This is a genomic window from Nostoc sp. (assembly GCF_036919615.1).
GTDB lineage: Bacteria > Cyanobacteriota > Cyanobacteriia > Cyanobacteriales > Nostocaceae > Nostoc.
Genome location: NZ_JBALCN010000098.1, coordinates 113,827 through 139,952 on the forward strand (window position 1 = coordinate 113,827; position 26,126 = coordinate 139,952).

Consider the following 26,126-nt stretch of genomic DNA (forward strand, 5'->3'; position numbering starts at 1 on the left):
ATACTGATCAGGTAGTTTGAAAGGTTGAGTAAGTCTCTTCAATGCCATCCAGAAGTAAGCTTACTGCGATCTGAGCCACTTATAACAGGCTAATAATGCAGTGCTTCAGATGATGTCGCCAGCGATGTTTACGACGGGCTACGCCTACGTGTCAAATTGGATGGAAATAGACTAGTCAGACTTAGGTTGTACTTCTGCTATGGTGCTTTGTAGAGGAGTTTATGAATCAAAAAATATCGAGAAGAGAGTTTGCCACGCTGGCAGGGTCAGGGGTGGTAGCGATCGCCTTAGGTAGCCCACTTCTGGCAAAGTCAGCAGGAGCTGTATCCACACCTGATGCCCAGATGAAAGCCATGTTAGATGAACTTACCTCTTTTAACGCACCCCCGATTGAGAAATTGTCGCCCATGAATGCTCGCAACAACCCGACTGTGGCAGATGCAGTCATGGGTGTGCTTGCCAAACGTCGCAAACCTGCGGTGGAAATGGTCGGGGATGTCAACCATCAACTTATACCAGGGCCGGGGGGCGATCTTCTGGCGCGTATTTATTTACCAAAAGGAAAGGGGCCCTTCCCCGTGCTGGTCTACTTCCACGGTGGCGGCTGGGTAATCGCCAATTTAGATAACTATGATTCATCGTGCCGCGCTTTGACAAATGCAGCTAATTGTATGGTTGTATCTGTCGCCTATCGCCAAGCCCCAGAACATAAGTTTCCCGCAGCGGCGGAAGATGCTTATGCTGCAACTCAATGGGTTATGGCGAATGCTGCCCGAATTAACGGTGACCCAAAGCAGGTTGCAGTCGGTGGCGAGAGCGCAGGTGGCAACTTGGCAGCTGTCACCTGCTTAATGGCACGTGACAGAGGTGGTAAGATACCTGTGCATCAGATGCTAATCTACCCTGTTACCAATTACGCCTTTGACACACCCTCCTACCAGGAGAATACCAACGCCAAACCGCTCAACAAAGCAATGATGATGTGGTTCTGGAGGCAATATCTAAACAGTGAATCTGATGGGAGTAATCCCTATGCTTCACCACTGCGAGCAGAAAACCTGCGTGGTCTGCCACCTGCGACCGTGATTACGGCAGAAATTGATCCCCTGCGTAGTGAAGGAGAAGCCTATGCCAAGCGTTTGCGTGAGGCGGGTTCCCCTGTAAAGGCAACCAACTATGACGGTGTGACTCATGAATTCTTTGGCACAGGAGCAGTAGTAGATAAGGCAAAGCAGGCGGTTAGGGAAGCAGCAGCCGAACTACGCTCTGGATTTATGGGTAAGTAATCCACTCAGCAACTAGCAAATGATACACGCGCAGCTTCTCTCCGTCTTCAGTCAGAGGTAGCATTGTACTATCTTAGAGAAGATAGATAGAGTCGCTTTCAGTGACTCGTCTTAAAAGGGATGAGAAGCAGCAACGACCTATTCCAGCAGACTCATTTACCTGCTAAACAAAATTAATTAATTTGCGTAGCGTATTAATTCAACTGTTAAATAGCACTTCACACCACCGAACATGACTGAACACAATCCGATCAACGAGCAAAGCAAACAGAAGGATCTAGACTCTTCTCGTCAAGAAGCCGGAGAATATCTGACCACCAATCAGGGAGTCCGGGTTAACAACACAAATGATTCCCTCAAAGCTGGATCGCGTGGTCCCACATTGATAGAAGACTTTCACTTCCGCGAGAAGCTGGCACACTTTGACCGAGAGCGGATTCCAGAGCGGGTAGTTCATGCACGAGGAGCAGGTGTTCATGGGTACTTCCAGCCTTATGAATCCCTGGCAGAGTATACAAAGGCAAAATTTCTCCAAGATCCCTCCGTTAAAACTCCGGTCTTTGTTCGATTTTCGACGGTTGTCGGATTTCGGGGTTCAGCTGATACTGCCCGCGATGTGCGTGGATTTTCTGTCAGATTCTACACTGAAGATGGCAACTATGATATAGTCGGCAACAATATTCCGGTCTTTTTTATCCAAGATGCGATCAAGTTTCCTGACTTGGTTCATGCTCTTAAACCCGAACCACACAACGAGATACCCCAAGCGGGAACTGCTCATGATAACTTTTGGGACTTCATCTCGCTGATGCCGGAATCAATGCACATGATTATGTGGATACTGTCCGATCGCACCCTTCCCAGAAGTTACCGGATGATGCAAGGGTTTGGTATTCACACTTTCCGCTTTGTCAACGAACAAGGCAAAGCAAGGTTTGTGAAATTTCACTGGAAGCCGATTCTGGGCGTTCATTCAATAGTGTGGGATGAGGCGCAGAAAGCAGGCGGAAAAGACCCTGATTTTCATCGCCGAGATTTAGGGGATGCGATCGAAATGGGCGATTATCCGGAATTTGAACTTGGTGTGCAGATTGTGGAGGAAGAGGACGAATTTAAGTTTGATTTTGATATCCTTGATTCCACCAAGCTGATTCCCGAAGAACTGGTTCCTGTAAAGCCAATCGGCAAAATGGTACTCAACCGCAACCCAGACAACTACTTTGCCGAAACGGAACAAGTTGCTTTTCAACCTGCCAATATTGTACCAGGCATCGACTTCTCGGATGACCCACTGCTGCAAGGTCGGATCTTCTCCTACGCTGATACGCAAGTACACCGTTTGGGAAGTGCAAATTATACCGATCTACCAATTAACCGCCCCGTTTGTCCGTTCGATAATAACCAGCGGGACGGCGTTATGCAGTACAAAATTCCCACTTCAAAGGTGAACTACTACCCCAATTCCCTCGGTAATGGTTGCCCGATGACGGCTCCGGAAAATCTCGGCGGCTTTGTCAGCTATAAAGAGCGGATGGAAGGTAATAAAATTCGAGAACGCAGCCCTAGTTTCCAAGACCACTTCAGTCAGGCAACCTTATTTTGGAACAGTTTGTCTGATCCGGAGAAAGAACACTTAGTCAAAGCCGCACATTTTGAGCTGGGCAAAGTGATGAACCCTGCCGTCAAAGAGCGGATGCTGGAGTTATTTAACTCTGTTGATCATCAGCTGGTAACCCGCATTGCTGAAGGACTGGGCTTACCTGCTCCTGGCGAAGTAACACCAAATCATGGGCAGAAATCTCCGGCACTCAGTATCCAAACTATGCTGGAGTTGATGCCAGAAAAAACGATTAAGAGTCGCCGGATTGCAATTCTAGCGACGGATGGTGTAAATGCTCAGGAACTGGCCGCACTCCAGCAGGCACTGAAGCAGCAGGGCGCTCATGCGAAGGTCGTTGCGACTCATGGCGGTAAAATTAAAGGCGATGATGGTCAGGAGATCCCAGTTGAGATGACCTTTGTGACGGCTGCTTCTGTGATGTTTGATGCGGTGTATGTACCTGGTGGAGCGCAGAGTATCAAGATGCTCAAGCAGCAGGGAGAAGCGGTTCACTTTATTAACGAGGCATTTAAACACTGTAAAGCGATCGCCGCGACGAGCGAAGGTGTCGAACTACTATCGATGGCTAACCTTGAGGGCGTGAAGTTGTCACAGGACGGGGTGCGCTCTGAAATGGGTGTGGTGACTTCTGGGCAAGCCTCTGACTTGAAATCGATAGCTGATGATTTTATCAGTGCGATCGCTCAACATCGCTATTGGATGAGATTTCAAAAGGAAATGGTACCTGCATAGCCACTTGCTTGACTTTGTGAACGGTAACTAATCTTAAATGGGACAGAAGCAGGGTAAACCTAACTTCTGTCCTTTCCATTTTTACAGCCGCCAATATATATTCTTATTTAGAGAAGTTTATTGATATTAAGTTAAATAGCCGTATGTTTAATGCACCGTTGTGCGCCCCTACCTTCTAGCTCATTCCCCAAAGAAGCGCTATAGTTTGTTGAGTTCCATTTGCGGAACTCGCAGCAATATAAATTCATTCTTCCTCTATACCCATAAAGTATTGTAGATATCGTTAGTCTGCAATCCTTGGCTCTGAATTTTTAAGAAAATGTTACGACTTTATCATTTATTACTAGGTTCTATTTTGCTGGTGTTAATACCACTGGGAGCAAAATTTGTTCTCCCCCAATTTTCTCCACCCAAAGAGGTAAAATCCCCTACCGTTGCAAAACTTCCCAACCCTAATGAGGAAAATATCTGGCAGAAAATCCTGGGAAATGCTGCTGCTCCAGCTAACTGGCAAGTTGCCGCTTGTAAGGGAAATGCACCTTTATTGTGTGTCTCCTCCAAAGAGGAACGTTTGGGTACAGTTGAGATTAACGTTTACCCATTAGCAAACAATGAGGATTTCCAAAAGAAACTCATAGCAGCTGGTATTCCACCTGGCTCCCAAACGGACTACCAAAGTTCCAAATACCAAACCCAGGTATTACTAGCGCTCAAGGCTTGGGTTGAAGACCAATACGCTGTTTTTGCAAAAGACCGTCAGGGTAAATATGGAAAAATTCAATTTTAAATTTTGGATTTTAGATTAAATTTCAATCTAAAATCCAAAATCTAAAATTCCCACTCCCCAGCCCCCAATCAACCTAAATCTCAGCCACCGCCCGTTCAATCAAGCGACGAGCTAAAGTTTGCGTGCCCGTGTGTTCATAATAATTTGTTGCTACATCCAGGAACGCTGCGAGGTAGTCTAACTTGTCATCCGCAATATCAACAAAACTTTGCAAGTTGGCAACTACCTTTTGTGGCGTTAAATTATTGTCGTTAACAATACTACTCATCCAACCTTTAACTGAGTCAAAACTTTCGCCAATAAAGTTAAGTTTACTACCAGCATTGTTCCCTGGAATCACATCTTTAATGTTTTGGAAAGTCGAGTTTTTTTCTAACTCCTGTGGATTTGTTTGATTAAGCCCAGATATCGCTTTGCTGATGAAGTCTGGGCCCAAAGGGATCAAACCATCAACACAAACTAATGCCACCATGCGGATGAGTGACTCACCACTATACTCACCTAAAGAGACGACAAAATCCCCAATACTGTCTCCAGGAATGCCGTTAATTTGGCAGAAGGCTACCAACTCAGCTACTAATTTTAATGTCAGATCGATGGTTTGAGCTTTGTCAGGTTTGGGAGTGACAGAGTTTAAAAAACCCAACAAAGGAATTTTCTCGCCAACCTTGTTAGCTAAAGCTGCTGCACCAATAGCTCTATCTGTACCATCAACGGTTTGATATAACCACAAGGCTGTTTGGTATCCTTGGGATTTGTCGTTGAATAGATAAATCGCTCTTTCACCAATTTGCTGAATTAAATCTTCGTCATCTTCGCCAGTAACCGTCTTAATAGTGTTGACAAAGCCGACAGTATTTTGCCACTGGCCAGGAGCAACAAAATCAAGGGAATTCAACATAGAAATGGTCAAGCCGCTAGTTGGTAATTGATCAACCAACTCAAAAATCGATTTGCTCACAAAAATCTCCTTATTTAGGTTTTGTTATCTTTAATGTTGGTAATGCAGCTCATTTCAGGCTAGCTAGACGACTAAGATTAAACTTCTCTAGCCAATCTGCGCGATCGCTAGCTGTAAATGAGGAATCGCGAGAAAGTGCTTTTACTTGGTACTTTCCTACCAAAATTGCAGTTTGCGTCTTACCAACTTCTACTGCGGGATAACCACCAATTTTTTTGGTGCTTTTCGAGAACTTGGCTACTGTACTTGGTGTACTGGTGGTATCAGAAATAGACAGCAACGCTACTTCTTTACCGCCTTTTTTCAACTTCGCTTCCGCAAAGCCTTTTTTCTCTTGGGTATAGACGCGCTGATAGCCATCACCTGCATTAGGGAAAAGTTTATTAAATTCACCACCCTGAGTTGCGGTCTTAGTCACCGCTTGACCTTTTCTTTGTTGAGTACTTTCCTTTTGCGTCTGGTCAAAACGTCCAGGTGCTTTGGCATTACAAGCTGTTGTCAGTAGTAACACTGACAGCAACAAAGCAGCTACCGCTTTCCGCCCACAGTGTAAAATCATTCTTGGCTTTTCCTTATACTTGAGCTTTGAGGCAATTATCTGCGCTGCTAGCAATTATTACCCGTAAAATTTACTTTTTGATCATTATTGCTTAAGTTCTGAACTATAACGATCTAGTTTTGATGCAACACCGATCAATATTTTTGCACTTCAAAAAAGTGTCCAGTGCTATGCTTAATGTCCCAATACGCTTGGGTTAAGAAAATTCCTCAGTGGAGGCAGGGGAAGAAAAATAGGCTTATCTAAACCATATTGGCTTAACGTCCCAATTAACCCAATGCAAAAACGCCCCCCCTTTCGGGAGAGCGTCTTTTATTTATAGATCAGCGTGAACAGCGGATCTCAGATTATGATTAACCGTTGATCGCAGGAGCGGTTAGAGCTACAGGAGCAAAATCACCTGCTGCCAAATCTAAGGGGAAGTTGTGAGCATTGCGCTCGTGCATTACTTCCATACCCAGGTTAGCCCGGTTGATTACATCTGCCCAAGTCGCAATTACACGACCTTCAGAATCAATGATTGATTGGTTGAAGTTGAAACCGTTCAAGTTGAACGCCATTGTGCTGACACCCAAGGCGGTGAACCAGATGCCGATTACAGGCCACGCTGCTAAGAAGAAGTGCAAACTGCGGCTGTTGTTAAAAGAAGCGTATTGGAAGATTAACCGACCGAAGTAACCGTGGGCTGCAACGATGTTGTAGGTTTCTTCTTCTTGACCGAACTTGTAACCGTAGTTAAGAGATTCGGTTTCAGTGGTTTCACGAACCAAGGAAGAAGTAACTAGACTTCCGTGCATTGCAGAGAACAAACTTCCACCGAATACACCTGCTACACCTAATTGGTGGAAGGGGTGCATTAAGATGTTGTGTTCTGCTTGGAAGACGATCATGAAGTTGAATGTTCCGCTTATACCCAAGGGCATACCATCAGAGAAGGAACCTTGTCCGATTGGGTATACCAAGAAGACTGCACTTGCTGCTGCTACTGGTGCTGAGTAGGCTATAGCAATCCAAGGACGCATTCCTAAGCGGTAGGATAGTTCCCATTCACGTCCCATGTAGCAGAATATGCCAATCAGGAAGTGGAAGATTACCAATTGGTAAGGACCACCGTTGTACAACCACTCATCTAAAGAAGCTGCTTCCCAAATTGGGTAGAAGTGCAAGCCGATAGCGTTGGAGGAAGGTACTACTGCACCGGAGATGATGTTGTTTCCATAAATTAAGGAACCTGCAACTGGTTCACGGATACCATCGATGTCTACTGGAGGTGCGGCGATGAAGGCGATTACGAAGCAGGCGGTGGCTGCTAGCAGGGTGGGGATCATCACTACGCCGAACCAACCGATGTAAATCCGGTTGTTGGTGCTGGTGATCCACTCGCAGAATCGATCCCATACGTTGGCGCTTTCGCGACGTTGAATGGTTGTTGTCATTGTTTTATAAATGCGATTATTTGTGAATGAATTAGGTAGGTTTCACTACCTGTTACACATCTTAAATAATTTATTGCGTTTTGTAAAGTACTTTCAGAAAAAATTTTCTCTTGGAATTTACGCACCGGAGTAGAAAATCCCCAATCCACTGAAAAAAGGGAGGCTCTGCGTAATCAACAGTAGCGATGAGAGGGATATCTACGACGGGCTACCCTACGCACTTTTATCATCTAGGTGCGTTGCCTCCAAAACTCCCACACTTCCTCCTGGCATTGAACCTCGGTGATAAATAGAAGAAATCTATTACCGATTAGCTATCAGCGATTCTTCAGGAATAGTTGATGGTAGGGGCGGGCGCAAGCAAAGATAAGCAAGTGGCCCAAGTAGCGGGACAAACGCTACTGCCCAAAACACCTGGGGATTATTCCAGTGGCGACGAGCCATATCATGGATAAGGATTGTGGGGAATAAAAGACAAAAAAGGCAAAATGCCAAGCTCATCCCATTAATAAAGCGATCGCCTTGGAACTGCTGGACAAAATCTCCCCAGTCACCTAAGGCAAACGCATAGGCGAACAAGCCAACAGTGCTTAAACTCAAAACAATCCCAAAAGAACGAGAATCTAGGAGCCGTAAAAAAGCATCTTTTTGTCCAGAAAATTCTTGATTTGGTTCACGAAAAGCCAAATAAGGTAAGAGACCAAGCACTCCTGACCCTATTGATGCCAAGGCAAAAGGCCAAAAATGAATCCGTTGCATCCTACCATCAATGAACAACAAACCACTGTAAATTAGTAGCCAGATACCCACCAGAGAAAATAAGGAAAGGATAATTGGATTTATCGCAAGCCACTGAAGAGTAAATATATTTTTCAGTAGCATTAGCGTTTCTTCTAAGTGCAGGGGCGGTGCTAACAGTAAAATATAGGCGATAAATCCAACCCATAGTAACCACAATGCAACTTTTCTATTCATCATCTTTAGATGGCGTGCATTTAACATAATTACGAATTATAAATTAGTAATTTTTGAGTCTAAATCCCCCTTTTTGTAAAATGCTGCCTTTAACTTGCTTAAGAATAGGAATACGTATGTACGTGATTGTTCTTTCAGTTGGGGATTTAGACCCCGACTGAAACTATCTTTAATTACGAATTAAAAATTGCTTTAATTTGCAGCTGGCTGCTGACTGGGCATTGCCTCTATGCCCACTTCTGGTAGAAGTGGACGCACACATAAATAAATCAATGGCCCGAATAGCGGTATCAAAGCTGCTAACCAGAACATCTGTGGATTTTTCCAAGCGCGACGCGCCATATCATCCCCTACTAATGCGGGAAATAATAGGCAAAGTAGACAGAAATCTAAACTGATCACATTGATGAAACGGTTATTTTGCCACTGTTGCACAAAATTACCCCAATCTCCTCCTCTTAAACCATAAACAACTAGAATAACCGTGGCTACAGTCAAGACAACCCCAGTCACACGAGAATCTAGTAGCTTGAGCAAGGCATTCTTTTTACCGACAAACTTATTATTTGGTTCCCTAAGGGCTAAGTAGGGTAACAAGGCAAATATCCCAACTGCGAAAGAGGCGATCGCAAATAGCCAAGCAGGTATTTTTTGCCCTCTACCGTCAATCAATACTACTGCACTGTAGATGAGAGGCAAGATGCCCATGAGGTTGAATAGTGCTATGACTAACAGGTTAATGCCTTGCCACTGGCCAGTAGAAAGGTTTTTAATTAACTCGAATGTATCAGGTTGCTCAGGAGGAGCAAGGAAAAAAGCATAGGTAGTGAATCCCAGCCACAGCACGCCAAAGGCAATTTTTCTAACCATAGAAGAGTTAAAAACTATTAATTATTGATTTTCCCAATATAAATTGGGCTTATCTGCCTGCTATGGTATTATTCTTTTGTCTAAATCCGTAGCAGCTTCTCTCCAGACATCACCATAATCCGATTAGTCACTATTAGGGATTGAAATAACTGAAAGCTTCTGAGAGGTAATCAGCAGCAGATGCCACGACTGCGATCGCACCTTCATAATCTAGACGCGTTGGCCCCAAAACTCCCACACTTCCTACTGGTATCGAACCTCGGCGATAGTTTGAAGAAATTAAGGTGCAGGTGCGTATCGGTTCTAGTGGGTTTTCTGTACCAATACGAACCGTTACCTTTGGTTTACCAGCATCCTCCGGTTCTGGTTCCTCAAATATTAATCGCCACAATTGGTCTTGTTCTTCTTCCAGCAGGTGGATAATCGTTTGTACTTGCTGTAACTGGGAAAATTCCGGCTGGCGCAAAACTTCTGACACACCCCGGACCATAATTTGTGTTGCAGTTGGTGCAAGAGTGCGACGGGTCAATTCCGCAACTGAATTTTTCAAGAATTCCCCATAACGCTGGAACTCCTGATCTAGTTGACTCCAGTCAAGATAGGCTAATTCCAATAGACTTCGCCCCCGTAAGTGGCTATTCAAAAAGTTAGAAACAATCTGCAACTCGCGATCGATTACCTCTGGTTCGCGTTGTGTTTCCTCTGGTACTGGCGACAAATCCATCAACTTGGAATGTGTCTCATAACCATCTGTTACCACAATCAGCATGATCCTTCCGGCTTCAATTTGCACTAATTGCAGATGTCGCACTAGCGCTGTAGTTGTTTGCGGCATAGTGATCAAGCTAATGCAACCACTCAAGGTTGCTAAAATTTGCGCGGCTCCTTGCAGTAGGGTTTCTAAACTCCAATCTTCCCACTGGAGACGTTTTTGCAGTGCCACCTCTACTTCGCGGCCTAAAGTTTCGGTTCGCGTAGCGTCTGTCTGCGACACGCTGCGCGAACGCAGAGCAGGTGTAATTAGCTGGTCAACATAAATGCGATAGCCTGAGTCTGAAGGTACACGTCCGGCGGAGGCGTGTGGTTGGTAAAGTAACCCAGACTTTTCTAAAACGCCCATCACATTGCGAATTGTGGCTGAACTTACACCCAGGTCGTACTCATCAACCAAAGCTTTTGAACCAACAGGCTCTGCTGTAGCAATATAGTGACGTACCGTTGCCCAAAGTATATGCTGTTGTCGATTTGTTAACTGGACTTCCATATGGCATGTTTTACTGAAGGCAAATTTTAATCAAACTCTGAAAAAATTTCTGTATTTGATCGCAAACAGAGATTATTAATAATTAATTAAGATAGCAAATTATACACTTGTATAATAATAAGTATTTTTAAAATTTACGTCCAGCATTTTTTGAGAGTACGCTTGAAATATGAGCTAGGCTTGGACTGCAAAAGCTGCCTTTAGTTATATTAATAACAGTATTTTTGCATAACTTTCAGATTATAACAGTATGATTGAATACGTATTTTTATGGAATAGCTGATATGTTTGGGTCGAAAAGCTCCGTGAATATATACTCACTAGCGAAAGGTCTAAACTTTACCTTCAAAACCCTAAGTTGATACAGTTCTATTTTTAGAATAGCAGAAGCCAGCTGGAAGAGTAAGTCCCAGCTGAGTCATGAATTCACTCAGAAATTAATACTGGGGAATTGAAGGATCTATTAATAAGGAGTAGGCATCAATACCACCTGAAATGTTTTGAACATTTGTAAAACCTTGAACAACTAACCACTGACACATCTGGGCAGAGCGGATGCCGTGGTGGCATAGCACTAAGGTTTCAGCTTGGGGATTGAAGAGAGTAGGTACTTGATCTGCCCATTCAGCAAATTGACTTAGGGGTAAGTTAACAAAACCCTCAATGCTAGCGATCGCCAATTCTTGTGGTTCGCGTACATCTACTAGCTGAATACTTGCATCACTACTAGATAGACGTTGTGCCAGTTCTTCTACACTAATTTGGTTCATGGGTTGACTAAAAGAGTTCCCTGTCATCAGGTTTGTGTAAACAGTCCTAATACTATTAATGGTGACAGAAAATCTCTGCCTTGGCATGAGCATCCATTCTCAAAAGGACGCAGGGATATCATGATCACACGGGGACATTTTTATTCTTTGCGTCTTCCCCTCTCTGTGTGTCCTCTTCATCAAAAGGCTGGGCTTTCTGCTTAAATGGCTGTAAATTGTCTTTTTTAATAGGTTTAATGTGAATAGGCAACGTTCATTTATCGGTTTTATCGTCGCAGGTGCGATCGCCCTATTAGTGATTGCGATCGCTGGCTTTTACTGGTTTTTCGCCAAAAGTCCGGCTAACCTCATTGGTTCTACCTCTGGGCCTAGTGCAGCCATATTCGTGTCGAAACTTTCACCTGTAATGGTTTCATTGCTGGCGAATCCTGACCGTTTGCAGGCGCTGGAGCGTGAAGAGGAACTATCTAAACTCAAAACCAGTTTATTCGCCAAGAGTGGCATAGATTACAAACAAGACATTCAACCCTGGTTAGGGGACGAAATTACATTAGCTATCACCACCTTAGATATTGATCGCGATCGAGAAAACGGACAGCAGCTAGGGTATTTGTTGGCACTAGCAACCAAACAACCGGAGAAAAGCCGCGAGTTTGTCGAGTTATTGTTTTCCAAACGGGCGTTAGCTGGAGCAAACTTAGCTGTTGAACAATACAAAGGCATAAAGTTAATTTCTGACAATTCTCCACCAGAGCAGGACTTACTTGCAGGTGCTGTTGTCGGTGAAGGCTTTGTGTTATTTGCCAACGATCCGAAGGTGTTGCGAGATGCAATCAATAACGTCCAAGCGCCCGATCTGAATTTGACCAGTTCGTCTGAATACCAAAAAGCTACCAAAGAAGTGCCCAAAGGGGGTTTAGCTGTAGCTTTCTTGAATCTTCCAATTGTGGCAAAATGGCAAGGGTTAGAGTTACCAGAACAACTTTATAACAGCCAAATTATATCCTTAGCGTTGAACCCCAAAGGATTGCTAGCGGAAACCACCTTTCTGACTTCATCGGAAATTCTCGCTCCATCTGCACCGCTATCTAAACCTGTGGGAGCCTTGCAGTATATTCCAGCGTCCGCAGGTTTGGCAATTTCCGGCTCAAATTTGAGTAATTTGGGTAACAGTGATTTAGGCAAACTCTGGAAACAAGCAACAGCAACTTTATATGGTTCTAAGGAAGATGTGGTTTTTCGGTTAGCAAAACCTTTGGCGGATGTTCAAAAAAGCTGGGGTATAAATTTCCCAGAGGATATTTTCAGTTGGGTAGAGGGTGAATATGCCATAGCATTGCTAACAGCGAAAGAGCAAATAACCCCTGATTGGATTTTTGTGGTGGAAAAATCCGAGGCTGTAGAACAAGGCGTTGCTCGTTTGGATGCGATCGCTTCATCCAAGGGACTGAGCATCAGCCCTCTGACTATAGATAAGCAAAAAATCTCCGCTTGGACAGAGTTAACTACGGCTACAAAAAAAACCAATGTCAAAGAAGGAGCATCTTTCAGTATTGAAACAAAAGTGCGGGGATTGCATACAACTTTAGGAAATTACGAAATCTTCACCTCTGACTTAGAGACAATGAATGAAATTCTCACAGCCAAGAATAATTCCATAATTGATAATCCCAATTTCAAAGATAGTATTGCTGCAATTCCCTTACCAAACCAAGGCTATATATATCTTGACTGGACAAAGAGCCAGAATTTATTAGAGCGTCAAGTACCGATTCTCAAGTTAGTGGAAGTCTTAGGTAAACCATTTTTTAACAACTTGCGATCGCTCACAGTTAGTAGTTATGGAACTGACACGCGATCGCTCAAAGGTGGTGTCTTCTTCAAACTCCATAATTCGTGAGATTTTCACATCTGTTCAAGGTGCAGAAGGTAAAAGAATTTTTTACCTTCTGCATTTTCTTGCCTGATCATACTTACGTATATTACTTGTGCTATTTGCTACTTTGTATTAGATGCCATCTTGGTTATGACAAGTCTGCTATGAATAGCTGTGACAGCAACTCTTTTAGATTTGCCAACCGGGAAAACCATTTACTATTTACGGCCAATAAAACCACCTAAAAGCAATTTCAAAACCATCTTAGACATCCAACCCGTTTCAAGTTCTCCCTTAACAACAGCAAGCGTTCTCAGGTTAACAAATTCTATATTTATGGATTTTTGTCAGCATACATGAGTAGTACTAAACAATACTTTCGATAGAGGGGCGAATCAGCCATAACTATATTCTGGATAGATGCACTCAAACCTTAAATTTTCTTAAGGTAATACTAAGAATAAATGATTAGGAATTTAATCATGGCTGAAGAACAAAAACAAAAATCTGATAATCAAGAAACTACGCCCAGTTCTTCTGGTGGCTACCAAACCCCCGTCGACGAAAGTATCCGCAAAACTGGTGATGCTGAAAAGAGTGATGCTAAACCCTCTGCTACACCAGAAGCACCAGGAGAAGATGGTATAGCAGGTAGCCCCAATCAGGGAACTGAGTCACGTTAATTAGTTTGAACTTTCCCAAGTTTCAATCATCTATTAAGTTTTTCTTGTAATCTGGATTTAGTAAACTTTGAGTGGATAGTTGTGGTTTATACCATGATTATCCACTCATTTTTATGATATGAGAATCGTTTTTAGCGAGGGTAGGGGCTGGTGTGGTAAGTGCGTAGGCGCAGCCTGCACAACTCTTGGAGAGGCTGCGCCTACGCTTAAGGCGCAGCCTAAGAAGAGAAGCTATGCCGCAGGCTTTACGACTGTGCTCAGTACAAGTCAGTGACCACTGTAGGCATCACTTCGTCTTATGGCGTTACTATAGTGCCATATTATACTATTATATTTTGATTGTACTCCATGCTGAAGAAATGATTTTCCTTGTATTTAGTTATGGATTTGATATTAATTTTTCTAAGTATAATATCTGAAGTTTGTCAGCACAGCGTTAAGAAGAAATCGCCTATCCTAAAAAAGCTGCTAAACTTCACGATTCTTAATCATGCCAGCTTCCTCCTATGGCTGACAGAAGTCCCACAATCCAATAGGCTGATCTTAAAGCGGTGATTTTTCACAAAGCTTATCTGCATAAAAAGGTAGGCTTCATTGTCCAATACTTTTGGATAACTATGTGTAAAATCTTGCCTAACCTCTATCATCACTTAGTGGTTAATAACTACCTATACAGAAAATGCCCCTTAAAATCGTCCACAACTTTGATGGCAGTTTCACTCTTGAAGCACAAGCTCAAAAAACTCTATTCAATTTATTGACAAGCGTTGCTTTCTTAAACCAAATTTCTCAACAGTTGCAGTGTGAGCAAGTTAAATTTACAGAATTACTTTTCCAACCAGTTCCTTATAGCTTAACTACCACTAAAGGAATGCCAGCAGAATTTGAGAAGTATCATGAATCTGATGAATATACCATCATCAATGTCCCACCAAATTTCATGTTTAGTGCCAAGATTTTTAAACCCAGTCGCCTTTGTGCAATTTACCAAAAATTGGGTAATGGGTAATTATTAAAATAATCTTTTCCTAGTTAGCAATTCTCAATTCTGAAGGCAAATAGTAAGTTTGATATTTGATGTATGACTCTTGAAACGAATCTTTCTTCTTTGGCAACCCTGGAATACATTCCTTACATTGACGATCGCGGCCAATTACCCGAACAATTTCAGAGTAAAATTGGGGTATATGCTATTTTTAACCAAGAAAAATTACTCCAATTTGTAGGATACTCCCGTGATGTTTATCTCAGCCTTAAGCAGCATTTAGTCCGTCAGCCACAGCAATGCTATTGGGTCAAAGTTCAAACTATTGAACGCCCTAGTCGCACAATTTTAGAAAATACTGAAAATGCTTGGATTGCTGAAAATGGCAGTGTGCCCTGGGGAAATGGGGATAACAAGGAAAAATGGACTCATCCCATTGATGTGAAAGTGATAATGACACCTGAAGAACAGGCAAAATATCAAAATCCAGCTAATGATGAATTAGCACAAATAAAAATTATTAAAAATGTGGCACGGAGAGTAGAAGCAGAGATTTCAACACAATTGCTAGAGATGCGAGGTTTGCAAATGCAAATTCGTTTCAATCCTAAATTGAAAGAAGAAGGTTTACTAGATTTGAAATGAGGTAGTTATGGGGAAAACTATCATTTTAAAACCCTTCATATAAATGAAGGGTTAATAGCGTTAGGACAAGGAAATTATTTCACACAATTCCTTAAACAAGAAGTTTACTACTTTACTGATCCTCTGATTAAAAACTTTTAGGTTTATTTTTGCCCTACCTCGCCAAGTGCAGGCGATGGTCGCTTTGCGAACCGCCGAAGGCATCGCACAAAATTTCTTGAATTACTTGTTGTACAGCTTCTTTACTCAAGCTGCCATTTACTTGAACAATTCGTGAGGGATAGGATGCTGCTAAATGTGCGTATCCTTGCTGAACTCGCCGATGAAAAGCGATTGTCTCTTGTTCAATCCGGTCTAATCTTACTCCATCTAAGAGTTTGCGGGCCAGTCCTACTTCGACATCGACATCTAACCAAATAGTTAGGTCACTTTCTAAGCCACCAGTAGCAATATAGTTAAGCTGATTGATTAAACTCATATTAAGACCACGACCATATCCTTGGTAGGCAATGGTAGAGTCAGTGTAGCGATCGCATAAAATATATTTCCCTGCTGCGAGATTTGGTTTGAGTTCTTGTTCAACGTGTTGCGATCGGTCAGCAGCATACAACAAAAGTTCTGTCACTTGTGCAACTGGTTTATCCTCTGCCTTCTCTAGTAGCAAGCGGCGAAGATGTAAGCCTAGTTCTGTTCCCCCTGGTTCACGAGTAACAACCACAGAAATACCCAGACTTTCCAACCACTCAGAACAAAGCTGGATTTGGCTGGTTTTGCCACAGCCTTCCACCCCTTCAAATACAATTAATTTGCCACCCATGCTATTTTGTGTTCGCTGCAATAAACTTGTTCGCTGACGTTTGATCAAGAATAGTAAAAAGTAGTTAATCAACATTAGGAACTTCGCACTGTGCTTGAGTTTCAAGCTCTTAAATACTGATTAGACAGTCAGGGCATCAATGGTTGTCTGGTCATCAAGTACCAGCGCTTCTTGCAGCAAGGCTTTGTTTATGTTGAGCGGTGTAGCTACGATCGCTCCTGAATTCGACGACTAACTAAATCAATGTTATCGCACTTTCTCTTCTTTGCTTCATCCAAGAATCAGGAGCGATCACTCTCTCAAGGTGATTTATCTCATTTCGAGCCACGATCACTCTTTACAACTCCCCTACTGAAACAATTTCACTCGCCATTCAAGTTCATCCTTCACATCATTCAGGAGAAGCAGTTCCAGGTGCGATGTCTACGACGTCTGGTCAAACCAACTTTTGGATGAACCAGTAGCCAGGAGTGACATTCCCACTTCCACCTTCATTGTTGATCTATTGTGACATCTAACCATAACTTTGGGCTAAAAGTCTCTGTTCAGAACATTTAGAAGATGGGAACTCTAGCTAATAAGCTCAATTACAGTATCCCACCCTGCACTGCCAATCATGTCCCATCCTGCTCATGCCACTTTGGGCCAATCTTCTTACCCTCGCTTGACTAGAAGTCTGAGTGCTGTTGAAAGTTGGGGCTTTGGTTTGACAGCTCATATTTCCTGGACAGCATTAGTTCCAGCAATTCATGATGCTCTCGGTTCCCAAGCTATTTTTGTCTGGATACCTGCGGTGATTTTTGGAATGCTGCTCAACTATCAGGTAAAACGCTTGGGTATGCATTTTAGGAATGTGGCTGGAGGAACACCTAACTATGCTACTAAGCTGCTGCAAAACTACTCCGGACTAGCTCGCTATGCCGCAATTGGATACCTCCTCAACTGGGTTTCCTACTTAGCAGTTAATACGATCGTCCTCAGAGATTTAATTAAAGTGAATTTGGAGGCACTGAGTATTACCTGTCCAGAAAGATTTTTGGATATTGGCTTTACACTGTTGCCGTTTATCGTGGCGTTTAGTGGGACTCGCGCCCTGAGTATTTTACATTTGTTTTTTGTAATTCCAGCCTTTGGATTGCTAATCACCTTCTGTGTGCAGGGTCTTGGCTGGTTAGCGTTCTCTGGTGATAGTCCTGGGTTTTTTCCTAGCAATTGGTCATCTTTGGGCTTCGTGGATTGGGCTAAGTGGTTCTTTTTCGTCACCTATGCAACCTACAGCTGTGAAACGGCTTCTTCCTTTGTTGCTGATAGCCGCCAACCCACCCAGACGCTGCGCTTTCTAGATTTTGCAGCTTGGATGATGCCACCCATCTTTTTAGGGGGGTCTTGGGTAATGATGCGGTTAGCAACAGATCCAAGCCTTAAAGACAATGCTTTTCTGAATCTTGTGGCGGCTTCTCAGCCCTTTTGGGGAAAATCAGCGGCTATAAGTGTTTCCTTTTTGCTAGTAGCTGCAAGTCTTTTAGGTTCGGCAACGGTCGTTTCTAATTGCCCTCGAATTTTGTATCAGCTGGCCTTAGATAACCATCTCTCACCAGTATTTTCCGTTGTATCACGTCGGGGTGTGTTTGTCCCAGCATTGACATTGACATTGGTGTTGTGTTTGATCTATCTGATTTGGGGAGATGTAGCGCGAATCGTGGCTGTTGGTAACATCGGTTGGTTTGTCTCCTTTATGTTATTCCATTTGGGGCTTTGGCTGAGGCGCGATCGCCCGGAAGTTTTGTTCCCTCGCATATCTCTGGGCATTCTGCTGTTAGAAGTTGTGGTGCTGTTGGTGGGTGGATTTGCCTGGGGTTGGCTCAACTTGCTCATTGGGCTATTATTTCCTATTGGTGTCATGGGAATAGATGCAGTGATTCGCCGCGTGGTCTTTCCTCCATTCCATCCCGGTTGGTGGATGCGACGATATCGCACGCGCCCTGTGGTAATTATCAAGGACTCAGTAGTTCTCCAGGTGAGTATCCTGATTTTTTTACTGTGCAGTGCATTGGGAGTTGGCTGGTTATTTGGTGTCAAACTTAACAAAGTTGCAAATGCGGCGGGTGAAAATCTATTTGTGGTGCTGCTAATGAGTGTGGCATTTGTGGGAGTAGCGATCGCCTGTTGGACAACTTTACCGCAAGTGGTGGCGATCGCAGAAGCCCGAGAAGCTGCCGAACACCTCTTTACCGTCGCCCAAGATGGTATTTTAGTTGTGGATGATCGAGGCATTATCCGACAGGCTAACCCTGCCACTGAATCTTTCTTTGGTGTCAACCCATCTGAGTTGCTGGGAGATCATCTCAACAAATGGCTACCCGCATTAGTCTACTATCCAGACCAGTGGACAAAACGCAGCGAACAAACCTTACTCTGCAATGGGAAAAACCAAATCCTGGAAGTTTCGATCTCAGACCGACCCCATCAGGATTTTCAGGAGTATGTTGTCATTCTCCACGACATTACCCAGCGCAAACAAGCAGAAGAGATTTTGCGACACTCAGAAGCACAATTGCGCCAAGAGGCAAAGCACCTAGCATCTCAACTGGTACACAGTGAAAAAATGTCCAGCTTAGGGCAGTTAGTAGCAGGTGTAGCGCACGAAATCAATAACCCAGTTAACTTTATTTATGGCAATATCACTTTTGCCAATCAATATATCCAAGATTTACTTAGTTTGTTGCAATTATACCAGCAAAACTATCCTAATCCAGTCACCGAAATTCAAGAAGAAACAGAAGCCATCGACTTAAATTTCGTGATGGCAGACTTGCCAAACTTGCTAACTTCTATGACAGTTGGTGCTGAAAGAATCACAGAAATCGTCCTATCTCTACGAAACTTTTCCCGCTTGGATGAAGCAGAGATGAAAGCTGTAAATATCCATAATGGTATCGATAGTACATTGATGATTCTGGAACATCGCCTCAAGGCTAAATCTGACTCTCTAGCAATTGAGGTCATTAAAGAGTACGGCGACCTACCATTAGTAGAATGTTACGCTGGACAACTCAATCAAGTATTTATGAATCTTCTGGCAAATGCGATCGATGCAATTGAAGAGTCATTAGTCATTAGTCATCTGTCACTTGTACAAGATAGAGGACAAATTCGGATTCATACTAAACTCACCATTGAAAAGCAAGTAGTTATTCGCATTGGTGATAATGGTTTAGGTATTCCAGAAAACGTACAAAAACAATTGTTTGAACCATTCTTTACTACTAAACCAGTTGGTAAAGGTACTGGGTTAGGTTTATCTATTAGTTATCAGATTATCACCCAAAAACATCAGGGAAAATTACAATGTATTTCTGCTCCTGGACAAGGTACAGAATTTGTAATTGTAATTCCGCTAAACCAGCAAACTATTTAATTGTCAACATCATCTCACGTAGTTAAATTTTTAACAAAGTAAAATTTTTACCTTTGGCGTTGCTTGCTGTTTATTAGAATGTTAGGCTGAGATTTTCTGGCTAAACCACCTGTATAGCCTGTTACGCAGAAAAAGTCTGGCTATTACTCCGATTTTGATTGTGAGAAAAAGGATTTGGTCATGGCACAAGATAAAGCTTATCGGAAAGCAGAGCAGCGGATTAAAAAGGCACGGCGAGAGGGAGCAATAGAACTTGATCTCAGCGATATGGAACTCTCTGAGATACCAGAGGCGATCGCATCCCTGACTCAGTTGCAAGTGCTTGACCTCGGCGACAACCAACTGACCGAACTGCCAGAAGCGATCGCATCCCTGACTCAGTTGCAAGTGCTTGACCTCGGCGACAACCAACTGACCGAACTGCCAGAAGCGATCGCTTCCCTAACTCAGTTGCAAACACTTAAACTCTTCAATAACCAACTGACCGAACTGCCAGAAGCGATCGCATCCTTGACTCAGTTGCAAGAACTTAACCTCTCTGGCAATCAATTGACCCAACTGCCAGAGGCGATCGCATCCTTGACCCAGTTGCAAACACTTAAACTCTTCAATAACCAACTGACCCAACTACCAGAGGCGATCGCATCCCTAACCCAGTTGCAAGACCTTAACCTCTCCGAAAACAAACTGACAGCACTACCAGAGGCGATCGCATCCTTGACCCAGCTGCAAGACCTTAACCTCTCCAATAACCAACTAACGGAACTGCCAGAGGCGATCGCATCCCTAACCCAGTTGCAACAGCTTAACCTCTCCGAAAACAAACTGACGGAACTGCCAGAGGCGATCGGCTTTCTCACTCAGTTGCAAGAGCTTCACCTCTTTTTTAACCAACTCACGGAACTGCCAGAATCAACCAAAAATTTAACGAAACTAACTGTACTGTCACTTTCTGTAAATGAATTTGTCTCGTTTCCGAACGTAATTACGAGCTTGCAAAAATTGAGAGAACTTTATGTGATCCACAATAAAATTGAGCAGCTTCCTAATGAATTCGGTAATTTAACACAGTTAATAAAACTTTGCTTAGGAGGAAAGCAGATTTCTTCTAATGCGTCGTTTGCTGAACAGGTTTATGGGAATAATCTGACATCACTGCCTCACAGTTTTACTCAACTTGCTCAACTAGTTGAACTTAATCTTGACGAAAACCCCTTGAACCCTGAACTAGCGGCAGCATATGAGCAGGGACTCGACGCTGTTATGGCATATCTTCGGGCAAAGGTAGAAGCGCAGATTGTGCTGAACGAAGCCAAGCTGATTCTAATTGGTGAGGGTGAGGTTGATAAGAGTTGTCTGTTGGGTGCATTGCGAGGGGATGAATGGGAAGATGACCGCTCCACGACTCATGGAATTGAGATTAAGCCTGTAATCGTCACTGATCCTGACAGTGGCACAGAAATCACGTTGAATGGTTGGGATTTTGGCGGTCAACGGGTTTATCGACCAACGCACCAGTTGTTTTTCAGTGCGCCTGCCGTATATCTGGTGATCTGGAAACCACGGGAAGGCCCCCAGCAGGGCTTTGTCAAAGAGTGGATTACGCTGATCAAGAATCGGGAACCGGAGGCAAAGGTGCTGGTGGTTGCAACGCACGGTGGACCCGGACAGCGACAACCGGACATTGACAGACAAGAACTTTTGGATCAATTTGGCAAAGATACAGTAATCGATTTCTTCCATGTAGACAGCAAACCCAACAAAGATACAACGCATTGCACTGGGCTTGCAGAATTGAAAGAAGCGATCGCTCATGTCGCTGCATCTCTTCCCGAAATGGGGCGTTCCGTTCCAGCAAAGTGGCAGCAGGTGCGGGAAATTTTGCAGGCAAGTGACAAAGCCTATCTCCCCTACGATGATGTCATTGCCATCTGCGCTGAACAGGGAATCGATAAGGAGCAAGCAGAACTGTTCCTTCGCATTTCCCATACACTGGGGCATTTCATCCATTATCATTACGACCCAACACTACGCGATATCGTCATCCTTAAACCCGACTGGCTGGCAAAGGCGATCAGCTTTGTGCTGGATGATGGAATGACACGCAAACGCAATGGTTTGGTGGAATTTGAGTATCTTAGCCAGTTGTGGAGCCATCCGCCATTTGAAGGCGAAGAAGGCTACCCCTTAAAATTGCATCCAATCTTTCTGCGATTGATGGAACGCTTTGATCTGTCCTACAAAGTGGTGTTTGATCCGTCAGAAACTAGCAATACCAGCCTGATTGCTCAACTCGTTCCTGATACACGCCCGGAGCCATTGCCCAATTGGGGAGAGCAACCAGAAGCAGGAGATAGACAACAAGTGCAAATCTGCCGCATTGTGGACAGTCGCGGACAGTTTGCAGTGGCAGAAGGGTTGTTTTACCAGTTGATTGTCCGCTTGCACAAATACTCACTTGGACGGGCTAATTACGAAGACAGCATTCACTGGCAACGGGGCTTAATGCTTGACAATGACTATAATGGTCGAGCATTGCTGGAGTATGTTGGCACTGATGTAAAAATCACAGTGCGGGCAGCCTATCCTGAACGGTTCCTGTCCTATCTCACCGAAGAGATTAAATGGCTAGTCGAGAATTTCTGGGAAGGGTTGCGTTGTAATGTGATGGTTCCCTGCATTGCACCTTGCAGCATGAATGCGCCTGGAAACGGACTGTTTGAGGTACAGAAACTAATTGAAAGCAAAAAGAAAAATCGTGATGAGTTCCCATGTCCCATTTCCGGGTGTGGTGAATGGCAAAACATAGATCGACTGCTGAATAACGCACCGACTGCTCAACCCCCATCCCAAGAAATTGGTATTGAGCAGTTCCGATACATTGTAAAAGACGAGCTAAACATCATCCGCAAAGATTTGGTTATCTTAGATCGTCGAGATCAAGCACGCTTTCAGTCATTGTCTCAGAAGCAACGCACCATTTTAAGCCAGGTCGATCAGCAGTTTGCAGTACTGATGCAGATGCTCACCGATGAAGCCAAAGACGGGCCGCGCCTGTTCAGCTTTAAGCCCGTAGATCCGAAATTTTTTGATAGTCGCAAATGGCTCAGGGCCAAGTTTCAACTCACCCTCTGGTGCGAACACGCCCGTCTACCACTTCCAGCCTTAAATCCCGACGATCAAAAGAAAGGAGTCTATGAATTAGATTTGCCCCGCGAGTGGTTCACCAAAGTAGCCCCCTTTCTCAAACTGTTGACAACAACTCTCAGCCTAATCTTACCTGTCGCAGCTTCTGCAACCAAGTTGATACTTGATGATACCGCATACAAAGGCATTGAAGAACAACTCGAACTGGGACAGAAAACTACCGAGTCTTTCTTGAAAGGAGGCGATATCGCTTTTGCTGGGCAGTCGAAGAGTGAATCTTTCTTTTTGGAAGGCGATGCAATCCGCGCCCAAGGCTCTATCTTACGAGAATTACACGCCCTTCTGAAAGGAAAAGACCCTAGTTTCGGCGGTCTGGTGCGGGTGCAAAACAAACGCCGTGAATTTTTGTGGGTTCATCCTCAATTTGTAGATGAGTATTAATTTTGGGGATGAACTTTTTTGATGTCGATTTGGGCTTTGACTACACCTGAATCATCTGTGCGTTCGATCCGAAAACCAAGTTTTTTACAAACTTTTTGCATGGCATAATTGTCATGAAATTAAAGACCAAGTAGAGCAAGCATTAGTTTAATTTGGGCTAATTTTTCATGATTATACAGGAAACAGAGTAATGTTGAAGGTTTTTGCTGACCGTGGTGGTACATTCACAGATATTGTTGCCGTTACTAATAATCAGGCAATTATAGATAGACTCTCAAGATATCCTGAACGTTTTTTAATTGTGACTCTGCCTAATCGGCAATGGATTATAGTTTACAAACTGCTTTCAGAAAATCCCGAACAATACCAAGATGCAGCCATCCAAGGTATACGGGATATTATGGGTATTTCCGGCAACGAACCTATTCCTAGTGAAGCAATAGAAGTGATAAAAATGGGGACAACAGTAGCAACAAATGCGCTGTTAGAAAGGAAAGGAGACAGGGTTGTTCTTCTGATCACCAAAGGGTTTAAAGATGCGTTGCGAATTGGCTACCAAAACCGTCCTAACATCTTTGCCCGTAATATCATTTTACCAACTATGCTTTATGAACAGGTGATAGAGATTGATGAACGTTATGATGCTCATGGAAATGAATTAATTCCGATCAATGTTCAACAAGTCAAAAAGGACTTACAAGCAGTTTACAACACAGGAATTCGGAGTTGTGCTATTGTTTTTATGCACAGCGATCGCTATCCTGCCCACGAACAACAAATAGCCCAACTTGCCCAAGAAATCGGCTTTATACAGATATCCGCATCCCATCAAGTTAGTCCGTTAATGAAGTTGGTTAGCCGAGGGGATACAACAGTAGTAGATGCTTATTTGACTCCTATTCTCCGTCGCTATGTCAACCAAATAGCGAGTCAGTTAAGAATGGGGAATGGGGAATGGGGAATAGGGAATAGGGAAAATAACCACTCCCCACTCCCTACTCCCCACTCTCTGATTAAATTAATGTTCATGAAATCTGATGGAGGTTTAGTCGCAGCCCAACAATTTCAAGGCAAAGATAGTATTTTGAGTGGCCCGGCTGGCGGTATTGTCGGCGCAGTTCAAACTAGTAAAAGGGCAGGTTTCGAGTTAGTTATTACCTTTGATATGGGAGGAACAAGTACAGATGTTGCCCACTTCAAAGGAGAGTATGAACGACAACTAGATTCAGAAATTGCTGGGGCGCGGATGCGAGTTCCCGTATTAGCAATTAATACTATTGCTGCTGGAGGCGGTTCAATTCTATTTTTTGATGGTTCTAGTTATCGTGTCAGTCCTAAATCTGCTGGCTCGAATCCTGGGCCTGCTTGTTACCGACGTGGTGGGCCATTAGCGGTTACTGATGCCAACGTGATGTTAGGCAAAATCCACCCGCAATATTTTCCCTCAGTTTTTGGAATTGATGGCAATTTACCTCTAGATAAAGATACTGTCATTCAGCAATTTACACAATTAGCCCAAGACATTCAAGCTGCGACATTAAATCATTGTACTCCTGAACAAGTAGCGGCTGGATTTATAGCGATCGCAGTGGAAAACATGGCGAACGCAATTAAAAAAATCAGTCTACAACGGGGTTATGATGTCAGTCAATATGTGCTTTGTTGTTTTGGCGGTGCAGGCGGTCAAGTTGCTTGTTTAATTGCTGATACTTTGGGGATGAAAAAAATATTTCTTCACCCTTATGCTGGTGTTCTTTCTGCTTATGGAATGGGATTAGCTGATGTCCGGGCAATTAGAGAAGGGGGAGTAGAACAACCTTTAACCCAAGGATTAATCTCTAAATTATACCAGTTAATAGAATATTTAGAAACTCAAGCTAAAAGTGAAATAAATGAAGATAATATCCAGGCAGAAGTAGTCCGCAAAGTCAACTTAAAATATGAGGGGACTAACTCTACATTGTCCGTTAATTTTACTGATGAAGTAGCAGTGATGCGGCAACAATTTGAAGCTGAACATAAATCTCGTTATGGTTTCATTCAATTAGAGAAAACCTTAATTGTTGAATCCGCCTCAGTGGAAGTAATTCAGAAGATGGAGACTCCCGAAGAACCTGTAATTATTCGGACTCGCCCTTTAGATGAAGCTCCTGCATCTGTTGAAACAGTAAGGATGTTTAGTACTGATAGATGGTATGATACTCCTGTTTATCGGCGGGAAGATTTACAACCAGAAGATAGGATTAATGGGCCTGCAATTATTGTAGAAAAAATTAGCACAATTGTAGTTGAACCTAACTGGAACGCCAGATCAACTGAATGTAATCATCTGATTTTAGAACGTCTATAAACTGGCTGTTGTGCTGGAAAATACTCACCCTCACTACACTAAGCTAAACACGGTACGGTTTTACAACAAACCAGATGCTTGCTACAGTTACGGTGCAAAGGCTTACGAAGAGTCTGCACCAACCCCCGAAGATGGTAAACGTCTTGGCAATAGCCTAGCAGCAGGCGGAATCGCTGTACTTGCTTGTGTTGCCGCAACAGGCGAACCTGTGGGGGCAGGAGTGTGTTCCGTACTGGGAAATCAGACGACAGAAATCGCTGGTATCGGTGTGCGTGTTGCTTTTCGCCGACGCGGCATAGCAGCAGCCTTAACAACCCGGTTAGTGCGAGAAGCTTTCGACGCAGGTGTTACGGTGGCGTTTCTGATGGCGGCACATCAAGAGGAAATGCGAATTTACATCTGCGCTGGGTTCTCTACAATAGGCGAAATTTTGCACATATCGCTTTCGCCCAAGTAGACAGCGATAGTTAAGTAGTAAATATTGAAGTGTTTAAGCGATTACT

At 43.5% G+C, this 26,126-nt stretch carries 19 protein-coding genes; 11 read left to right on the top strand and 8 right to left on the bottom strand.

Features of this window, described 5'->3' with window-relative positions:
• The first annotated feature begins 221 nt into the window (after positions 1–221).
• The 3 genes from V7K48_RS30200 to V7K48_RS30210 all read left to right on the top strand — a co-directional run bounded on the left by V7K48_RS30200 (position 222) and on the right by V7K48_RS30210 (position 4,426).
• Positions 222–1,286, top strand: coding sequence for an alpha/beta hydrolase (locus V7K48_RS30200; RefSeq protein WP_335078252.1), 1,065 nt, complete (start codon positions 222–224; stop codon positions 1,284–1,286).
• 232 nt (positions 1,287–1,518) lie between these two features.
• Complete coding sequence (locus tag V7K48_RS30205; protein ID WP_335078254.1) at positions 1,519–3,639, top strand: catalase; 2,121 nt, start codon at positions 1,519–1,521, stop codon at positions 3,637–3,639.
• Between the two features lie 319 nt (positions 3,640–3,958).
• Positions 3,959–4,426 carry a hypothetical protein gene (locus tag V7K48_RS30210; protein WP_335078256.1) on the top strand — a complete coding sequence of 156 codons (468 nt, stop codon included), beginning with the start codon at positions 3,959–3,961 and terminating at the stop codon, positions 4,424–4,426.
• Between the two features lie 73 nt (positions 4,427–4,499).
• Here V7K48_RS30210 and V7K48_RS30215 read toward each other — a convergent pair whose 3' ends face one another.
• The 7 genes from V7K48_RS30215 to V7K48_RS30245 form a co-directional block, all read right to left on the bottom strand.
• The gene (locus tag V7K48_RS30215; RefSeq protein ID WP_335078259.1) at positions 4,500–5,387 is read right to left on the bottom strand and encodes a hypothetical protein; all 888 of its coding nucleotides are present in this window, start codon (positions 5,385–5,387) and stop codon (positions 4,500–4,502) included.
• Positions 5,388–5,436: 49 nt separating this feature from the next.
• Entirely contained in the window at positions 5,437–5,946 is a 510-nt protein-coding gene (locus tag V7K48_RS30220; protein ID WP_335078261.1) for a hypothetical protein, read from the bottom strand.
• Between the two features lie 353 nt (positions 5,947–6,299).
• Positions 6,300–7,382, bottom strand: coding sequence for a photosystem II q(b) protein (gene psbA / locus V7K48_RS30225; protein WP_273764150.1), 1,083 nt, complete (start codon positions 7,380–7,382; stop codon positions 6,300–6,302).
• A 303-nt stretch (positions 7,383–7,685) separates the two neighbouring features.
• Positions 7,686–8,357, bottom strand: a complete 672-nt coding sequence (locus V7K48_RS30230) for a hypothetical protein (protein ID WP_335078394.1) — start codon at positions 8,355–8,357, stop codon at positions 7,686–7,688.
• 192 nt (positions 8,358–8,549) lie between these two features.
• On the bottom strand, positions 8,550–9,227 hold the full coding sequence (locus tag V7K48_RS30235) for a DUF2834 domain-containing protein (RefSeq protein WP_335078263.1): 678 nt from the start codon (positions 9,225–9,227) through the stop codon (positions 8,550–8,552).
• A 133-nt stretch (positions 9,228–9,360) separates the two neighbouring features.
• Positions 9,361–10,491 carry a heat-inducible transcriptional repressor HrcA gene (hrcA, locus tag V7K48_RS30240; RefSeq protein ID WP_335078265.1) on the bottom strand — a complete coding sequence of 377 codons (1,131 nt, stop codon included), beginning with the start codon at positions 10,489–10,491 and terminating at the stop codon, positions 9,361–9,363.
• Positions 10,492–10,928: 437 nt separating this feature from the next.
• Positions 10,929–11,288 (bottom strand): rhodanese-like domain-containing protein, encoded by a 360-nt coding sequence (locus tag V7K48_RS30245; protein WP_335078267.1) that lies wholly within the window; start codon positions 11,286–11,288, stop codon positions 10,929–10,931.
• Positions 11,289–11,499: 211 nt separating this feature from the next.
• On the opposite strand from V7K48_RS30245, the gene V7K48_RS30250 reads away from it, so the two are divergent.
• The 4 genes from V7K48_RS30250 to V7K48_RS30265 all read left to right on the top strand — a co-directional run bounded on the left by V7K48_RS30250 (position 11,500) and on the right by V7K48_RS30265 (position 15,450).
• Positions 11,500–13,161 (top strand): DUF3352 domain-containing protein, encoded by a 1,662-nt coding sequence (locus V7K48_RS30250; protein ID WP_335078269.1) that lies wholly within the window; start codon positions 11,500–11,502, stop codon positions 13,159–13,161.
• 458 nt (positions 13,162–13,619) lie between these two features.
• The gene (locus V7K48_RS30255) at positions 13,620–13,820 is read left to right on the top strand and encodes a hypothetical protein (protein WP_335072327.1); all 201 of its coding nucleotides are present in this window, start codon (positions 13,620–13,622) and stop codon (positions 13,818–13,820) included.
• A gap of 679 nt (positions 13,821–14,499) precedes the next feature.
• Positions 14,500–14,829: a hypothetical protein gene (locus V7K48_RS30260; RefSeq protein ID WP_335078271.1), complete on the top strand. Its 330-nt coding sequence runs from the start codon at positions 14,500–14,502 to the stop codon at positions 14,827–14,829.
• 72 nt (positions 14,830–14,901) lie between these two features.
• The gene (locus tag V7K48_RS30265; RefSeq protein ID WP_335078273.1) at positions 14,902–15,450 is read left to right on the top strand and encodes a GIY-YIG nuclease family protein; all 549 of its coding nucleotides are present in this window, start codon (positions 14,902–14,904) and stop codon (positions 15,448–15,450) included.
• Between the two features lie 154 nt (positions 15,451–15,604).
• Here V7K48_RS30265 and tmk read toward each other — a convergent pair whose 3' ends face one another.
• Complete coding sequence (gene tmk, locus V7K48_RS30270) at positions 15,605–16,267, bottom strand: dTMP kinase (protein WP_335078396.1); 663 nt, start codon at positions 16,265–16,267, stop codon at positions 15,605–15,607.
• Between the two features lie 616 nt (positions 16,268–16,883).
• On the opposite strand from tmk, the gene V7K48_RS30275 reads away from it, so the two are divergent.
• The 4 genes from V7K48_RS30275 (at position 16,884) to V7K48_RS30290 (ending at position 26,080) form a co-directional block, all read left to right on the top strand.
• Entirely contained in the window at positions 16,884–19,685 is a 2,802-nt protein-coding gene (locus V7K48_RS30275; RefSeq protein ID WP_335078275.1) for an ATP-binding protein, read from the top strand.
• A 180-nt stretch (positions 19,686–19,865) separates the two neighbouring features.
• Positions 19,866–23,273 carry a leucine-rich repeat domain-containing protein gene (locus V7K48_RS30280; protein ID WP_335078277.1) on the top strand — a complete coding sequence of 1,136 codons (3,408 nt, stop codon included), beginning with the start codon at positions 19,866–19,868 and terminating at the stop codon, positions 23,271–23,273.
• A 190-nt stretch (positions 23,274–23,463) separates the two neighbouring features.
• The gene (locus V7K48_RS30285; protein ID WP_335078280.1) at positions 23,464–25,623 is read left to right on the top strand and encodes a hydantoinase/oxoprolinase family protein; all 2,160 of its coding nucleotides are present in this window, start codon (positions 23,464–23,466) and stop codon (positions 25,621–25,623) included.
• Positions 25,624–25,633: 10 nt separating this feature from the next.
• Positions 25,634–26,080 (top strand): GNAT family N-acetyltransferase, encoded by a 447-nt coding sequence (locus V7K48_RS30290; protein WP_335078282.1) that lies wholly within the window; start codon positions 25,634–25,636, stop codon positions 26,078–26,080.
• Positions 26,081–26,126: the final 46 nt, after the last annotated feature.

Excerpts from the sequence above, each read along its gene's own strand:
- V7K48_RS30275 (WP_335078275.1), top strand. The coding sequence starts at position 16,884 with ATGTCCCATCCTGCTCATGCCACTTTGGGCCAATCTTCTTACCCTCGC.
- V7K48_RS30280 (WP_335078277.1), top strand. The coding sequence starts at position 19,866 with ATGGCACAAGATAAAGCTTATCGGAAAGCAGAGCAGCGGATTAAAAAG.
- V7K48_RS30230 (WP_335078394.1), bottom strand. The coding sequence starts at position 8,357 with ATGAATAGAAAAGTTGCATTGTGGTTACTATGGGTTGGATTTATCGCC.
- V7K48_RS30210 (WP_335078256.1), top strand. The coding sequence starts at position 3,959 with ATGTTACGACTTTATCATTTATTACTAGGTTCTATTTTGCTGGTGTTA.
- V7K48_RS30285 (WP_335078280.1), top strand. The coding sequence starts at position 23,464 with ATGTTGAAGGTTTTTGCTGACCGTGGTGGTACATTCACAGATATTGTT.
- tmk (WP_335078396.1), bottom strand. The coding sequence starts at position 16,267 with ATGGGTGGCAAATTAATTGTATTTGAAGGGGTGGAAGGCTGTGGCAAA.
- V7K48_RS30235 (WP_335078263.1), bottom strand. The coding sequence starts at position 9,227 with ATGGTTAGAAAAATTGCCTTTGGCGTGCTGTGGCTGGGATTCACTACC.
- psbA (WP_273764150.1), bottom strand. The coding sequence starts at position 7,382 with ATGACAACAACCATTCAACGTCGCGAAAGCGCCAACGTATGGGATCGA.
- V7K48_RS30265 (WP_335078273.1), top strand. The coding sequence starts at position 14,902 with ATGACTCTTGAAACGAATCTTTCTTCTTTGGCAACCCTGGAATACATT.
- V7K48_RS30200 (WP_335078252.1), top strand. The coding sequence starts at position 222 with ATGAATCAAAAAATATCGAGAAGAGAGTTTGCCACGCTGGCAGGGTCA.
- V7K48_RS30260 (WP_335078271.1), top strand. The coding sequence starts at position 14,500 with ATGCCCCTTAAAATCGTCCACAACTTTGATGGCAGTTTCACTCTTGAA.
- V7K48_RS30205 (WP_335078254.1), top strand. The coding sequence starts at position 1,519 with ATGACTGAACACAATCCGATCAACGAGCAAAGCAAACAGAAGGATCTA.
- V7K48_RS30245 (WP_335078267.1), bottom strand. The coding sequence starts at position 11,288 with ATGACAGGGAACTCTTTTAGTCAACCCATGAACCAAATTAGTGTAGAA.
- V7K48_RS30255 (WP_335072327.1), top strand. The coding sequence starts at position 13,620 with ATGGCTGAAGAACAAAAACAAAAATCTGATAATCAAGAAACTACGCCC.
- hrcA (WP_335078265.1), bottom strand. The coding sequence starts at position 10,491 with ATGGAAGTCCAGTTAACAAATCGACAACAGCATATACTTTGGGCAACG.
- V7K48_RS30220 (WP_335078261.1), bottom strand. The coding sequence starts at position 5,946 with ATGATTTTACACTGTGGGCGGAAAGCGGTAGCTGCTTTGTTGCTGTCA.